Here is a 14,487-nt window from a genome sequence, read left to right as displayed (position 1 = left end):
GACGGGCCCGCAGCTCAGGGACTTTCCGCGTCGGCCGCGGGCGCCCGGCCGCCCCTTCCCGTACCGCCGTCGGGACCACCCCCTCCCGTACCGCCGTCGGACCGCCTCGCGGCCGGGCACGTGTCGTGCGGGCCACGGCCCGCTCACCCGGCCCGTGGGGTCCGACGCGAAGAGGGCCGGACCCCACGGGCCGGTGTCTACCTGCCGACCGGTACGCCCTCGGCGCTCACCCGCACCCCGTTGACGGTGAGCGTCCCGTCGTGGTGCGCGGTGACCTTCGCGGCCATCGCCGCGGCGAGGTCGATCCGCTGCCAGCTCCCCCCGTCACCCTGCTCGTCCAGCACGGAGCCGGAGGGGAGCTGGGTGGCGGCGAGGACGGCGCGCCGCTGGCCGTCACCGAGCTTCGGGTGCGCGGTGCGCAGCAGGTCCTCCGCCCCGTCCGGGACGGCCGGCGGCCGGTTCTCCGCGCCGATGTGCGGGTAGCCGTAGGTCATCCGCTGCCGGTACACCGTGAGCGCCTCGTCCGTGGGCAGGTAGCTCTTCCCGTCGCCCGCGCAGCGCGCCGGCGAATCGCCCGCTCCGGCCTCCTGGCACTTCTGGGCGAGGACGGTCTCCAGCTCCGTTTTCGCCTGCTCCAGGAGCGTACGGAACTCCGGGTCGGACCAGCGTAGTTGAGCGGTCTTCTGGCCGACGACGCGGCCGCCCATGATGTCGGTCGGGTAGTGGAAGGCCAGCAGGACACGGTTGTCGCCGTACTCCGAGGCGCGCGCGAGGATCTGCGGCGCCAGTTCGGGCAGCAACGTGGCGAGGACGATGCCCTGCGCGTAGCCGTGGCTGGTGTGTCCGCTGGGGAAGGAGCCGTCACGCGCGAGACCGTCGTACCCACCGGGGCTGTCCCACGGCTCGATGAGGCCTTGGTCGCCGGTGAACCCCATGCGGACGAAGGGGCGTTTGTACTGGTAGGTGTTCTTGGCGGTCTGGTACCAGTCGGCGGTGGAGTCGGGGGTGTGCTCCACGCGGCCGGACAACAGGGCCTGGGTCTTGGGCAGTTCGCCGTTCTTCAGCGCTTGCTCGTACAGGCGGCCGAGTGTGCCGCCCAGTCCGTCCGCCATGGTCCGGTACGGACTGCCCGCGCCGTCCACCAGGGCCTTGCGCACCCGTGGATCGGTGGGCCCCGAGGGGGCGTTGTTGATGTCGACGACCGTCCGGTCGTTGAGCGCGGTCAGCTCCTCGTAGGCCGTGCCCTTCGGCAGGGTCTCGTTGGCTCCCATCACCGAGGGGGTGTTGCGCGCGGTGTCGAACGAGCGCAGCAGCCAGGTGAAGTAGTCGCCGCCGCCGGGTGCGGTGGGCTGTGTGTCGGAGGCGTAGAAGGCGCCGAGCCGTTCGTCGGTGAAGGGCAGGGAGTCGGTGGTCGGGGCCAGCGAGCCGAACCTGAAGTAGGCGTCGGAGCTGGTGCCGTCGCACTGGTGGACCTCGACGGCCAGGGTGTTGGTCCCCTCGCGCAGGGCCGAGACCGGGATGCCGAAGCGTGCGGCCACCGGGTCTCCCGCGCCCCGGGTGCCGTCCGGGGTCTGGTACTGGAGGTTCTTCTCGATCTCCCCGTCGCCGTGACCGGCGACGCGGCTGCCGTTGAGATAGACGGTCACGGTGTCGTCGTAGACGACCGTGCCGAGCAGCCCGGTGACGGATCCGAGGAAGGCGCGGTCCACCGAGAAGGAGGTCCGGAAGAAGTACGCCTCGACGCTGTCACCCGTGTCCTTGCGGAGCTTCAGCCCGGTACGGACGGGGAAGCCGTCACCGAGGTCGGTGCCGTCGTTCTTCACCCCGAAGGGACCGGCCGCCGTCTTCCAGGGAACGTCCCCCGCGTCGAAGCCGGTCCGGGTCCACGCCGTGCGGTCCTGGTCCCCGCGCGCCGGGTCGACGCCCGGGGTGTCGAGGTAGCTCCAGGAGGTCGAGTCGTCCACGAGGGGCTTGCCGATCGCGATGTCGTCGATCCAGCCCGTGGGGTGGGCGCCCGGCCTGGCGTGCGCGTCCTCGTAACGCAGCAGGACCTCATGGACGCGCTTCCCGGCGAGGGCGCCGAGGTCGGCCGAGACGGTGTTCCACTTCCCAGGGGTGGGAGTCCGGCCGCCCGTGCCGGTCCTGAGGGTGCGGGGGTGCCGCCCGTCCCGGTCGGTGTAGACGACGACGAGCGCGACGTGGGCGGAGGCGGTGTCGTCCGGGCGGACGGCGTAGCGCAGCCTGGAATCGCGCCCGATCGGGACGTCGAGCCCGGAACGCAGGACCACCGTGGAGGCGGCGGGTCCGGAGGCGAGGACCCGGCCCGCGTACCGCAACGCGGCGGAGCCGTCGGCCGCGCCCACGGAGTCGGCGTTCTCGACCCCGACGCCGAGGGCCGGGACCTGGGAGCCCGCGGGACCGCGCAGGGTCCAGTCGGCGAGCTGGAGCTTGGTGTGGTCACCGGTTGAACCCTCGCACCGCTCGGCGCAGTTGCCGGTGATCCGGAGCTGGTAGTGGCGGTAGGGGCGCGGGGCGTCGATCGCGTAGAAGTTGCTCTGCCCCCGGGCGCCGAAGCGCTGCCCCTTCTCCTGGTCCAGCACCTTCCACGAGGGGGCGTCCGCGTCCTTCGCGGCGGCGTCGCTGTCGCTCCCGAGCACGGTCCATGCCGACGGGTCACGCGGAGCCGCGTCGTTCGCGGAGGTGAGCGAGTAGCCGGTGGCGGCGGCGGGGGCACGCAGGGTGTAGATCGCGTGGATGGGTCCGTCGTCGGTGGGCCGTCCGCTGTCCCGCGCGAACCACTTGGTGCCGGAGTCCTGGTCGGCGAGGTTCTCGACGCCCTCCGTCGCGCTGGTGGCGTTGGGGTGTGCGGAGCGCACGTCCCGCACGGTGGTGGTGACCTGGGTGGTCTCTCCGCGCAGGTTCCGCGCCGGGCCCCGGGCCGGGAACCCCGCGGGCCGAGGCGTCCCGGGCTCGTAGGACGTGGCCCAGTACCCGCCCGACTCCGCCGCCACGCCCTCCCCACCGGCGGCCGAGGCGGTCCCCACCCCGAGCGAGCCCGCCACCAGCACGACCGCGAGCACACCGACCCCCGCGCCCCGCCCACGTCTCCTGAACATCCGCACGGCTCGCCTCTTCTCGTTGGACAACGTTGTCACCACCCAGCGAGCCTGGGGGCTTGGAGGAGGCATGTCAATGGTGGCGGGGTGCGTGTCGGGTGGTCAGGGTCAGTGGCTCCCAGGTCAGGTGGACGTCATGTACGGCACATTCCGTCGCACCGCGGCCACCCCGGAGGAGTCGTGGCGCTCGTCCGTGCCGCAGGTCTCGGAGTCAGCCCAGGGACCGTCCCCGACTGGCGGTTTCGCGTCTTGGTGAGGTTCAGGCGATGCCGTCGAGAGCGAGTGGGTACTGAGCGGCAAAACGGGTTCGACGCAGGTCGGTGCGGTACACGATCATGCGTTCATGCCCCTGAGAGAGACACTCGCCCGAGTCGACGCGGACCTGGCCGCCGGCCGTGTTCCCGTCGCGCGCCAACGCCTGCGCGGTCTCATCTCGTCCTACCCGCACGACCTGTCACTCCGCCGTCGTCTGGCCGAGGTGTACCGGCTCTACGGCGACGCCGCTGAGGCCGGACGCTGGATGTACCTCGAAGAGGACCGGAATGCCGACGAGACCGCCGCCTTCGAGACCCGGTACGAGTCTCCCGGGTGGCGAATGAAAGCCCTCGCCTGGCACGGCCCTGAGGCGAAGGCCGCCACCGCCTTCGCGGAGGGACAGCTGGTCGCGGTGCGGACCGCCTGTGCCGGAAAGCCAGGACACCCCGTCGACTGGACGGACCCCGCCTCCTACCGGGACGACCTGAAAGGGGAGTACGAGGCGCCCTCCGGGCCATGGACGGCCGGCGGTGTGCTGGCAGGCGCCGGCTGCCTGGTGGCGGCGCTTGTGTTCCTCGCGATCTGGGTGAACGGACTCGTCGCCCTCTTCGGCTGACCCGGGTCACCAGGGCGTATGAGGATCGCCGCCGCTCAAGGTCCGGTGAGACCGTCCAGAACTGCTGTGAACCGTCCGGAACTGCCACCAGCGGTCCGGCAGGAAAGGTTCCCCGGGGTACCGGAGGACGGATCGCGTGGGGCAACGGGGGCTGCACCGTACGATCTTGAGCCCTGGCACGGATGTCGGAGGGCGAGATGGAACAGCCGCGGATACGCCTCGGTAGCGATGACGTGTGGCTGGAGATGGCTCGGACCGGTGCGGACAGCTGGCAGATCACGGCGGACTGGTGTTCCTGGCTGACAGCCGACTTCACCGCGCAGCTCAGCGCTGCGGAGGTCGTCGACTTCGCGGCGCGGATACTCTCTCGCCTGCGCACGCCGTCGGGTGTGCGCTTTTCCGCAGCGGCGACTCCCGGTCGGAACAATCCGCTGACGCTGACGGCGGAGCCGGTCGAGGACGGTTTCGCCTTCTTCGTACGCCTGACTCCCAACGGGGACGACGATGTGTGTCATGTGCAGATGGAGATCGATCCGATCGCCACGGTGGAACTCCGTGAGACGTTCGGTGCGCTGCACGCGGCGCTGACGGTCTGACCGCCCGGACCGTTGTGGTCAGGCCGCCGTCGCAAGCGGGGGTTGGCATGTCGCCACCGCGGGGAGGCGAACCGCTGGAGTCGTTGAACCGCCTGTTCGACAACACGGCAGGGCCCGCGTCGAGCACACCAAGGTCGGCCGGCGTGCCCGCGAGACCGCGTCGGCGGTGTGCCCGGAACCGGAACACACGCCCCCGGTGTCAAACATGGGATGTTACGGTCGTAGGACGATAGCTGAGGGACGAAGGTGGACATGCCGCTGCAGACCACGCCGCGTACGAATCTGGTGGACTCCGTGATCGCGCAGATCGAGGAACTCATCCGGCAGGGTGAGTGGCCGGTCGGGTCGAGGATCCCGGCCGAGCCCGCCCTGGTGGAACAGCTCGGGGTGGGCCGCAACACCGTGCGGGAGGCCGTCCGCGCCCTGGCGCACACCGGGCTGCTCGGCCCTCGGCCGGGTGACGGCACCTACGTGCTGGCCCGCGACGGCCTCGGCGCGGCCGTCCGGCGCCGGCTGCGGTACAGCGACGCCCTGGAGGCGTACGAGGTCCGCGCGAGCTTCGAACGCGACGCCGCCCGGTACGCGGCGGTGCGGCGCACGGACGAGGACCTCGCCCGGATCCGGGAGGCGCTGGCCGGGCGGGAGGACGCCTGGGAGCGGGGCGACGACACGTCCGCGTTCGTCGAGGCCGACCTCGCCTTCCACCGCGCGGTGGCCGCGGCGGCCGGGAACGCGGTCCTGGCCGAGCTGTACGACCAGTTCAGCGACTCTCTGCGGCTGACGCTCCACTCGGTGGTCGGGGCGCCGCTGCCGGAGGCGGTGCGTCGGCAGGTGGCCGAGCACACCGCCATCGTCGACGCCATCGAGCGAGGCGATCCGGAGGCCGCGGAGAAGGCGGCACTGCATCACCTCGGCGCCGCCGCGGAGGCGCTGCGCGGCCTGTCCCGCTGACCCACCCCCGGCCCCCGGAGCCCTCAGGGCGGCTCCGTCCGCCCTGGCGCCGAGTGGCATGAGCCGTCACGGCTCCACGAGAGAAGAACGGACCACAGCACATGACACCTGAGACGACGGCGGCCGCGGCGAGCCACCCGGTCTCGTCGGCCGGTGCCCGGCCGCGTCACCACGGCGCCGGCGGGGGCCGCGCCGTGTGGATGACCGTGGCGGGCATCGTGCTCCTCGCCCTCAACCTGCGCCCGGCGCTGGTCGCGGTCTCACCGCTGACCCCGGCCATCGGACGGGAGGCCGGTCTCAGCTCACCCGCCATCAGCCTGCTGACCTCACTGCCCCTGCTCTGCTTCGGCCTGCTCGCCCCGGTCTCCCCACGGCTGGGCCGCCGCCTGGGCATGGAGCGCGCCCTGCTCGTCGCCATGGCCCTGGTCGTCGCCGGGACCGCGATACGCCTGCTGCCGCACATGGGAGCTCTCTTCGGCGGAACCGTGGTCATCGGCGCCGGTATCGCCATCGGCAACGTCCTGCTGCCCGGCCTCATCAAGCGCGACTTCCCGCACCGGGTGGGCTCCATGATGGGCGTGTACTCCATGACGCTGTTCGCCGGAGCGGCGGCCGCGGCGGGACTGACCGTGCCGCTCCAGCACCTCTCGGGCCTGGGCTGGCGTGCGCTGCTCGCCTGCTGGGGAGCCCTGGCCGTCCTGGCGCTCGTCGTCTGGCTGCCGCAGTCGCGCAGCCGCCACCGGGTCTCCTCCCGCGCGGCGGCCGAGGCCGCCCACCCCGTCCGGGGTCTGTGGCGCCAGCCCCTGGCCTGGCACGTGGCCGCCTTCATGGGCCTGCAGTCCCTCACCTACTACGCCGCGGCCGCGTGGATCCCCACGCTGCTCAAGAGCGCCGGCCTCAGCCAGGGCGCCGCCGGATGGATGCTGTCGTTCTCCTCGCTCCTCGGCATCGCCGGCTCCTTCCTCGCCCCCGTCCTCGCCGAACGCCGCATGCCGGCCGCACGCGTCACGGTCGTCTCCACCCTCCTGTGCGCGGCCGGCATCACCGGTCTGCTCGTGGCCCCCGCCGGTGCGCCGTACGTGTGGATGCTGCTGCTCGGCCTCGGCCAGGGCGGCGCGATCAGCCTCGCGATGCTCTTCATCGTGCAGCGCGCCCCGGACACCCGGCACGTCGCCCAGCTCTCCAGCATGGCCCAGTGCTTCGGCTACATCCTGGCCGCCTGCGGCCCCCTGGCCCTGGGCACCCTGCACGACGCCTCCGGCTCCTGGACCGTCCCTCTCCTCGCGCTGCTGGCGCTGCTCGCCGCACAGGGGGTCTTCGGCGTGCTGGCCGCCCGCGACCGCCACGTACGGGAGAGCGAACCCGTACACCCGTAAGCGGGCGGGGGAGCCGGGACACCCACAAGCGCGGTCACGCCGCCCAGCGGTCCGGACCTCTCCGGTCGCCGGTACGGCCGGACAGCGCGGGAGCGGGAAGCGCCGCCTTCGCGGGGCGCCGGCCCGATTGTGCGCTCCCGGTGACGCTCCCCGTCCCTTTACGGCGCATATGGCATACCTTGACGGGGGGAAGTGCCTGTGGCGCGAGGCCGGATGCCCGCAGGTCCGCTCCTCTGCCGGGCGAAGCGGGAGGTATGTGATGGGTGGCGAGCCACAGCGCCTGTCCAGCGGCATCGGGCTGGACGTCTTCGACGCCGCCCCCGTCGCGGTCCTCGTCTCCCGTGGCCCTGAGCACCGCATCGCCTACCGCAACGACGTCTACCGTGAGACCTTCGGCGACCGGCCACTGGGCCAGCCGTTGCGGGACGCGTTTCCCGACCTGGCGCAGACCGGATACTTCAGCATCTTCGACCGCGTTCTCGCGACCGGTCACACGGAGCGGCTCTCCACGGCCCCGGTGGACGTGACCTACCCGGGATCGGTGGCCGACGTGACCCGGTACTTCAACTTCAGCGCGTCCCGGACGGCGCTCGGCGCCGACGACCACGGGGTCCTGGCCGTCGTGGTGGAGGTCACCGAACAGGTCGAGGCCGCGGAACAGATCCGCGTCCTGGCCGAACAGCGCCGCCGTGCGCTGCTGCGGTACCGCAGTCTGGTCAACGCCGGCACACAGGTGGTGTGGGTGGCCGGGCCCACGGGCGAGATGACCGAGACGAGTCCCGGCTGGGAACGGACGACAGGGCAGACGTGGGAGGAGTTCCGCGGTGACGGATGGCTCGACGCCGTCCACCCCGACGACCGTGAGGAGGTCTCCCGGAACTGGAACCGGGCGCTGACCGAGGTACCGGCGGACTTCACCAGCACCTACCGGCTCCGCGTGGCCGACGGCGGCTACCGGCACTTCGCCATCTACGCCGCACCCGTCCGCGACGGCGACACCGTGGTCGAATGGGTGGGCACCTGCGCCGACACCGAACAGGAGTGGCAGGTACGCCGCCGGGAGGACGTGCTGGCCCGCGCCGCCGAGGCCACGGCCGGCACCGCCCGGCTGGAGGACATGCTCGACGCCCTGAGCCATGTGATCGTGCCCGAGGTCGCTGACGCCTGCAGCGTCTACTTCCTGCCGCAGACCCTGGACCGGCCCGCCGGCGCCGCGCTGACCGCAGAACGCGTCGTCGCCCTCACCCGTCCCGGTCTGCCCGGCCTGCCCCGGCACCGCGAGGAACATCTCCGGCCCGGTGGCCCGCTCGCCCGCGCCATCGAACAGGGCCGCCCTCTGCACACCGACTTCCCGCCCGGCGAGGCCCCACCCGCTCTCGGCCCGGCGGGCAGCGGACCGTGGCTGCCGGAACGGTGCAACAGCGTCGTCCTGCTTCCCGTCGCCGTGGACGGCACCACCGCCGCACTGCTCGTCGCCTACACCTGCGGTGACCGGCAGCCACTCGGGCGACCCGAGACCGAACTGCTGCGTGAACTGATCGGGCGGACGCAGACGCCGCTGCGCAACGCCCTGGAACTCCGGCGCACCCGGCAGGTCGCCCTCGCCCTGCAACGCAGCTTGCTCCCCGCCCCGCCCGAAGTGCCCGGACTGGACATCGCGGTCCGCTACCGGCCCAGTACCGTCGGCGCCGAGGTCGGCGGCGACTGGTACGACTGCTTCGTCCTGCGGGACGGCGCCACCGTGCTGACCATCGGCGACGTCGCCGGTCACGACCTGCCCGCCGCGGTCACGATGAGCCAGACGCGCAACATGCTCCGGGGGCTGGCTCTGGACCGCGAGGAGCCCACGTCGGTGATCATGCGCCGTCTCGACCTGTCCGTCCAGACGCTCTATCCGGAGTGCACCGCCACCTGCGTCCTGGCCCGCCTCGAACGGTCCGGCCCCGGCGGACTGGAGCTCCAGTACTCCGTCGCCGGCCATCCGCCACCTCTGCTCATCGGGCCCGACGGCACAGCCCGCTTCCTGACCGCCGCACGCAGTCCCCTCATCGGCGCCGTACCAGACCCCCGCTACACCAGCGCCCGTGAACCGTTGCCGCCGGGGTCCACCCTGCTCGTCTACACCGACGGCCTCGTGGAGCGCCGCCACGAGGACCTGGACACCGGTCTGGAACGGCTGCGCGGCCGGTCGGCCGAAGCCGCCCGACGCCCCCTCGACGTCTTCTGCGACGACCTGCTGAACGGCATGCTCCCCTCCGGCGGTGACGACGACGTGGCCATGCTCGCTCTGCGCGTGGCCACCGAGGAGTGACCACCCGTCAGACCCGCCGCGGGCGACGCGACCTCGACGCGGTCCGACCAGGTGCGGCCTCGCTCATCCGCTGATCCGCTGATCCGCTCATCCGCCGGAGTCCTCGGTGGGGCGCCTGGTCAGGACGAGGAGGCTGCCGGCCACGCCGATCACGATCAGCGCGAGCGCGATGCTGATGCCGCCCTCGTCGTCCCAGTACACGTCCTCCAGGCTCAGCAGCAGCGCGGCTTCGTCGACGACCAGGGCCGCCCCCACCCCGTACCCGAGACCGAGCCACGCCCGGATGCGGGGCGAGCGCTCCACCAGCCCCACCGCGCCGACGACCAGCAGGAGCAGGATGCCCCAGACGTAGTGGTGGATGTGGACGCCCCCGGCGCTGACGTCACCCACTCCGGCGACATCGATGTGGATCAGCCAGGTCAGCAGCCTCATCAGGCCGAAGGCCACGGTGAAGCCGAACCACGCGAGGACCAGCCCCCTGCGGCCCGGTGAGACGTCGCGCAGCCTGCGGGGTCTGCCGGGGCGGGACCGAACGGGAGCTCTCGTCGCGGGTGTCATGGAGGGCATTTTCGCCGGACGGGCGGCGGGGACGGTAGGCGGACACCCGGAAGCGCGTCGGACGGATGGTGGCACCGGGCGCACGCGAACACGGCGGGCCGCGTACCAGGACGGGCACGGCGTGGTGCGACCGTCCTGGCCCTGGAGGCTCTTCAAGAGCTGTCCCGTCATCCCTGGCGGGCGCACGACGACAGCTACGGCACCTCGCCGCGTTGTCGGGCCGCCCGCCCATACATCCAGTATGCGGACGTCCCTCCGCCTTGCGATCCACCGCATCTGACGCCGCGCGCTGATCCACCAGGGATTACGGGACAGCCCTTAGGGTCGGTCCATGGCATCGCGCATCCCCGCACTGCGCGCTTGGTGGGCGCGGAGGCCACCGGCGGCCGGAGCCGCTGTGATGGCGACCGGCATCGTCTCGGTCGGCCTGCACCTCGTCGGCCACGAGAGCCTGTCCCTCGCGGCGCTGGCCCTGGCGTGCGCCGCCTGGATCGCGCTCGCTGCCGACTTCGGTGTCCTGCTGGTGCGCGACCGTACGAAGTGGGTGACGCAAGCGGGAAGTCCGGGCGCGCTCACCGCCGTCGCCGCGACGACCGTGGTCGGCACCCGGTTCGCGCTGCTGGGTGCCACACCCGTGGCGGCGGCGCTGCTGGCGCTGGCCGCGCTGCTGTGGCCGGTGCTGCTGGTCCCGGTCGTCCGCGGCTGGGGGCCGCGGATGCCAGGGGCGGTCTTCCTGGGGTGCGTGGCCACCGAGGGGCTCGCCGTGCTCGGTGCCACCCTGTCCGCGACCACATCGACGGCCTGGCCGGCGCACGCGGCCCTGGTGCCGTTCTGGTTCGGACTCGCGCTCTACGCGGTCGCCCTCTTCCGCTTCGATCCGCGCGAGGTGGCCCGAGGGGCCGGGGACCAGTGGGTGGCCGGCGGCGCGCTCGCCATCTCGGCGCTGGCCGGGGCGAAGCTGCTCACGGCGGCCCAGTCGGGGCCGTACCTGTGGAACGACGACGCGGACACGGCGCTGCGGCACGCCACGGTCGCGGTGCTCGTCCTCGCCCTCGCCTGGTACGCGGTGCTCCTGATCTCGGAGGTGGTGCGGCCCCGGTTCCGCTACGACGTCCGCCGCTGGTCGACGGTGTTCCCGCTCGGCATGACGGCGGCGGCGACGCTCTCGGTGGCCACCGCCGTCTCCGCGCCTTGGCTGACGCACCCGGGCCGGGCGCTGGTGTGGGTGGCGGTGGCCGGCTGGCTGACCGTCGCCGCGGGAGCGGTCGCCGCAGCCCGGACCGACCTGCGGTCCCTCTCCGCCGAAGGGGGGACCAGGCCCACGGCACCGCGCTGAAGACGCGCGCCACGCCACGCCGAGGAGGGGCCGTGGCGGGCACTCGGGGAGAAGTGGCTGCGCCCGGCGCTGATCGCGGGAATCATGGTGGCGATCTTCACTCAGATCACAGGACTTGAGATGATGATCTACTACACGCCGGTGATCCTGACCGACGCGGGATTCCCCTCGACCTTCTCGCTGCAGGCCAATGTCTATGTCGGCGTCGTGTACGTGGTGATGACTCTGGTCGGCAAGCTGCTGGTCGACCGGATCGGCGCTGGCTGATCGGGTCGGAGGTGTACCCCCTGAGGATCCGCCCCGCGGCCACCGGCCTGCACGCGGCGGCACTGTGGGGATCGAACCTGCTGGTCACCTCCACCGCGCTGACCCTCGTCGGCACGCTCACCCTGGGCGGGGCGATGCTCGTGTACGCCACGTTGAACGTCATCGCGTGGATCGTGGTCTTCTTCCGCGTGCCGGAGACCAAGGGGCGCTCCCTGGAGGCCGTCGAGCAGAGCCTGAAGCACGGCACCTTCTTGCCCGAGCCGGCGCGCAGGAGGTCATGAGAACGACGGTCCCACTGGCGCGAAGGGCAGGTGCCGGGGCTGTACCGCCGGCGGGCCGACGGGCAGGGAAAGCGGGTGGAAGACCCCGTGGGCGGCGGAGCCCGCCGACCGGGTGTGGGCCAAGGGGACGAATCCGTCCCGGCGTGCACCGCGCGTGATGTCCGGCGGGCAGCGTTCGTACGAGGACCATCCGCCTCAGATGCCGACGGCTTCCTCTACGCCGGGTAGAGAGACCGTCGCCGGAACCAAGTGAGGTTGACGCATGCTCGGCCTGGCCCCCAGGAAGCTCCACCCCAAGGTGCCGCGGTTCCACGGAGAGGGCGGCAAATACCGTCTCACAGCTGCCGGAGGTCTGGCCGCTCTGTCCCTGGATGCCCTCACCTCGGTCGTCTACGGCCCCGAGGCGATCGTCCTCGCACTCGTCGCCGCGGGGGTCTCGGCGACCAGCGCGACTCTGCCCATCGCGTTGGTCATCGCCGGCCTGCTCGGTGTACTCGTCATCTCCTACCGTCAGGTGATCGCGGTGCACCCGAACGGCGGTGGATCCTACGCGGTGGCGAAGGAGGATCTCGGCCGCCGGACCAGCCTCCTGGCAGCGGCGAGCCTGGTGGTGGACTACATCCTCACCGTCGCGGTCAGTCTCGCCGCCGGGGCCGCGAGCCTCGCCTCGGCGTTCCCCGCACTCGGCGATCACCTGCTCGCCGTGTGTCTGACCGGACTGGCTGTGCTCACCGCCGTCAACCTGCGGGGCATCGCGGACAGTGCCCGAGTGCTGATGGCGCCCATGGCACTCTTCGCCGCAGGCGTTCTGGCGGTCGTCGTCGTGGGACTCTTCCGGTCCCATCCCGTCGCCGTGGTCGGTACGGCGCAGACTTTTCACATCAGCGAGGCGTTCGGCGTACTGCTGCTGTTGAAGGCGTTCTCGGCGGGATGCACCGCCCTGACCGGCATCGAGGCCATCGCCAACGCCGTACCCATGTTCCGCGAACCACGTGTGCGGCGGGCACAGCACACGGAAGTACTGCTCGGAGTCCTTCTCGCCACCATGGTGCTCGGCCTGGTGCTCCTGATCCGACGGCACCACGTCGTCCCCCGCGAGGGGGTCACCATTGTGGCCCAGCTGGCCGCTGGTGCTTTCGGGACCGGCTGGGTCTACTACGCCTTCACCCTGATCACGACTCTCGCGCTCGCTCTCGCCGCGAACACCAGTTTCGGCAGCCTGCCGGTACTGATGAGCCTGCTCGCCAAGGACAACCGGCTGCCCCATCTCTTCTCCCTGCGCGCCGAGCGACCTGTTCACCGCTTCGGCGTCGTGGCCCTGGCTCTGGTCGCCTGCGTGCTGTTGGTCGCCGTCGACGCGCAGCTCCACCGGCTGCTTCCCCTCTTCGCGATCGGAGTCTTCGTCGGCTTCACGATCAGTCAGATCGGTCTCGTGCGGTACTGGAAGACCCGACGTCCCGACGGGTGGGTTCCACGGGTGGCCGTCAGCGCCTTCGGAGCCGCCCTCACGGCTGTGGCCGGCGTCGTCCTCCTGACGACGAAGTTCGTCTCCGGCGCCTGGTTCGTCGCCCTCGTCGTCCCCTTGTGCATGCTCCTGTTCTCCAGGATCGAGCACTACTACACCTCGGTCACCAACGCGCTCAACCGCAGGCGGACCCTGCGGCCACCCGTCCCTGTCCCCACCACTGTCATCGTTCCGCTCGGTGAGGTCGACGAGATCGCCGAACGAGCCCTCACCGCCGCCTGCTCTCTGGCGAGCGACGTCGTCGTCGTCACGGCACAGGACGAGCAGCAGAAGGCCGAGGCCATGCGCGAGAAGTGGGCGCGGTGGAACCCCGGTGTGCGGCTCGATGTCATCAGCAGCCCGGAGCACACCCTCGTCCGCCCGCTCATGGCCTACGTGGAGCGGGCCGTCGGCGACGGCAAGCATGTGGCGGTCCTCATCCCGCAGGTGGAACCCCAGCACCGTCGCTACCGGGTTCTGGAGAACCAGCGCGGACTGCTGTTGGCCGGTCTTCTCAGCACGCGTGGGCAAGTCATCGTGTGTCTCCTGCCCGTGCGGGTGGGTCCGGCGGATCTCGTGTCCGAATGATTCCACTTCGGGTACCGAGTGCGGACCCTCGGAGTCGTAGGCACCGGGAAGAGGGCGGTCCCGGACGCGGGCCGCCTCCGCCCGCGCGCGAGGACGCGTGTCGCCCTGCGCGTCGTCGTCGGCCCGGGCGTGCGAGCCCCGCCCCTGCACCGACGATCACGCTCGGTTACTATGCTCACTTCATGCCGGAAGCCGGCAGCGAGTGGTGCGGCACCGCCGGCGGTCTGCTCGGGGGCGGGGAGACGACGACTTGTCAGCCGAAGCTCACCGGATTTTCCCCCACAGCGTTGACGGTGGATTCCTGCCTCCACGCCCCGGCGAGATCGTCCGTGGTGGGTGAGACCGAAAAGATGGGTGGCCTGGGAAAGTGTTGCAAGAGGTCGTAGCGACCCGCTATGTCACGCCATTGCGTGAGGGCGGCTCGCTCCCCGGGATCGTCGAGGCCGACGATCTCGGTACGTACGTCATGAAGTTGTCTACCTGGTGGCGCTGACCTGCATCGATGCGGCTGTACCCGCCCCTGACCTGCGCGGATAAGTCTTTCAGCGTCTTTCGAGATCGTGCTGCGTTACGCGGTCGATTCTCCCCACGCGCTCCCCAGGACCGTCGATACTCCCCAGATTCTCCCCAGGAAGTGACGCTGCGGCGGGCCTGGCGGCACGGGACGTCATGCCACCGGAGGCGCTGCCAAGGGCACGTTGAGTGACTGCCTGCGAGGGCAGGGCAGAAGCC

General features: G+C 71.5%; 11 protein-coding genes. 9 read left to right on the top strand and 2 right to left on the bottom strand.

Annotation, left to right across the window (positions count from 1 at the left end; all coding sequences use genetic code 11):
* Positions 1 to 197: 197 nt before the first annotated feature.
* Positions 198 to 3,116, bottom strand: coding sequence for a phosphatase PAP2 family protein (locus B9S64_RS03235; protein ID WP_258317488.1), 2,919 nt, complete (start codon positions 3,114 to 3,116; stop codon positions 198 to 200).
* Between the two features lie 343 nt (positions 3,117 to 3,459).
* Between B9S64_RS03235 and B9S64_RS03230 the strand changes: the two genes are divergently transcribed.
* The 5 genes from B9S64_RS03230 to B9S64_RS03210 all read left to right on the top strand — a co-directional run bounded on the left by B9S64_RS03230 (position 3,460) and on the right by B9S64_RS03210 (position 9,221).
* On the top strand, positions 3,460 to 3,987 hold the full coding sequence (locus tag B9S64_RS03230; RefSeq protein WP_103492545.1) for a DUF6584 family protein: 528 nt from the start codon (positions 3,460 to 3,462) through the stop codon (positions 3,985 to 3,987).
* Between the two features lie 197 nt (positions 3,988 to 4,184).
* Positions 4,185 to 4,583 carry a hypothetical protein gene (locus tag B9S64_RS03225; RefSeq protein ID WP_146060147.1) on the top strand — a complete coding sequence of 133 codons (399 nt, stop codon included), beginning with the start codon at positions 4,185 to 4,187 and terminating at the stop codon, positions 4,581 to 4,583.
* A gap of 252 nt (positions 4,584 to 4,835) precedes the next feature.
* The gene (locus tag B9S64_RS03220; RefSeq protein WP_103492567.1) at positions 4,836 to 5,534 is read left to right on the top strand and encodes a FadR/GntR family transcriptional regulator; all 699 of its coding nucleotides are present in this window, start codon (positions 4,836 to 4,838) and stop codon (positions 5,532 to 5,534) included.
* A 101-nt stretch (positions 5,535 to 5,635) separates the two neighbouring features.
* A complete protein-coding gene (locus B9S64_RS03215) occupies positions 5,636 to 6,910 on the top strand; it encodes an MFS transporter (protein ID WP_103492543.1) in 1,275 nt (424 codons plus the stop codon).
* Positions 6,911 to 7,169: 259 nt separating this feature from the next.
* Positions 7,170 to 9,221: a SpoIIE family protein phosphatase gene (locus B9S64_RS03210; protein WP_181012387.1), complete on the top strand. Its 2,052-nt coding sequence runs from the start codon at positions 7,170 to 7,172 to the stop codon at positions 9,219 to 9,221.
* Positions 9,222 to 9,308: 87 nt separating this feature from the next.
* Here the strand turns inward: B9S64_RS03210 and B9S64_RS03205 are convergent, their stop codons facing one another.
* Complete coding sequence (locus B9S64_RS03205) at positions 9,309 to 9,779, bottom strand: hypothetical protein (protein WP_103492542.1); 471 nt, start codon at positions 9,777 to 9,779, stop codon at positions 9,309 to 9,311.
* 331 nt (positions 9,780 to 10,110) lie between these two features.
* Here B9S64_RS03205 and B9S64_RS03200 point away from each other — a divergent pair, with 331 nt between their 5' ends.
* The 4 genes from B9S64_RS03200 (at position 10,111) to B9S64_RS03190 (ending at position 13,755) form a co-directional block, all read left to right on the top strand.
* The gene (locus tag B9S64_RS03200; protein ID WP_103492541.1) at positions 10,111 to 11,115 is read left to right on the top strand and encodes a tellurite resistance/C4-dicarboxylate transporter family protein; all 1,005 of its coding nucleotides are present in this window, start codon (positions 10,111 to 10,113) and stop codon (positions 11,113 to 11,115) included.
* 84 nt (positions 11,116 to 11,199) lie between these two features.
* Complete coding sequence (locus B9S64_RS34845) at positions 11,200 to 11,382, top strand: MFS transporter (RefSeq protein ID WP_258037962.1); 183 nt, start codon at positions 11,200 to 11,202, stop codon at positions 11,380 to 11,382.
* Positions 11,383 to 11,393: 11 nt separating this feature from the next.
* Positions 11,394 to 11,663 (top strand): sugar porter family MFS transporter, encoded by a 270-nt coding sequence (locus B9S64_RS34840; protein WP_258037961.1) that lies wholly within the window; start codon positions 11,394 to 11,396, stop codon positions 11,661 to 11,663.
* 262 nt (positions 11,664 to 11,925) lie between these two features.
* The gene (locus B9S64_RS03190; RefSeq protein ID WP_103492540.1) at positions 11,926 to 13,755 is read left to right on the top strand and encodes an APC family permease; all 1,830 of its coding nucleotides are present in this window, start codon (positions 11,926 to 11,928) and stop codon (positions 13,753 to 13,755) included.
* Positions 13,756 to 14,487: the final 732 nt, after the last annotated feature.

Origin of the sequence: Streptomyces sp. SM18 (assembly GCF_002910775.2) — a bacterium.
Classification (GTDB): Bacteria; Actinomycetota; Actinomycetes; order Streptomycetales; family Streptomycetaceae; genus Streptomyces; species Streptomyces halstedii.
Note: the sequence above shows the minus strand (reverse complement) of the source record. Positions and strands in the feature narration are given on the sequence as shown.

Coding starts and splice junctions, on each gene's coding strand:
- B9S64_RS34845 (WP_258037962.1), top strand. CDS start 11,200: ATGGTGGCGATCTTCACTCAGATCACAGGACTTGAGATGATGATCTAC.
- B9S64_RS03235 (WP_258317488.1), bottom strand. CDS start 3,116: ATGTTCAGGAGACGTGGGCGGGGCGCGGGGGTCGGTGTGCTCGCGGTC.
- B9S64_RS03200 (WP_103492541.1), top strand. CDS start 10,111: ATGGCATCGCGCATCCCCGCACTGCGCGCTTGGTGGGCGCGGAGGCCA.
- B9S64_RS03220 (WP_103492567.1), top strand. CDS start 4,836: ATGCCGCTGCAGACCACGCCGCGTACGAATCTGGTGGACTCCGTGATC.
- B9S64_RS03225 (WP_146060147.1), top strand. CDS start 4,185: ATGGAACAGCCGCGGATACGCCTCGGTAGCGATGACGTGTGGCTGGAG.
- B9S64_RS03230 (WP_103492545.1), top strand. CDS start 3,460: ATGCCCCTGAGAGAGACACTCGCCCGAGTCGACGCGGACCTGGCCGCC.
- B9S64_RS03205 (WP_103492542.1), bottom strand. CDS start 9,779: ATGACACCCGCGACGAGAGCTCCCGTTCGGTCCCGCCCCGGCAGACCC.
- B9S64_RS03210 (WP_181012387.1), top strand. CDS start 7,170: ATGGGTGGCGAGCCACAGCGCCTGTCCAGCGGCATCGGGCTGGACGTC.
- B9S64_RS03190 (WP_103492540.1), top strand. CDS start 11,926: ATGCTCGGCCTGGCCCCCAGGAAGCTCCACCCCAAGGTGCCGCGGTTC.
- B9S64_RS03215 (WP_103492543.1), top strand. CDS start 5,636: ATGACACCTGAGACGACGGCGGCCGCGGCGAGCCACCCGGTCTCGTCG.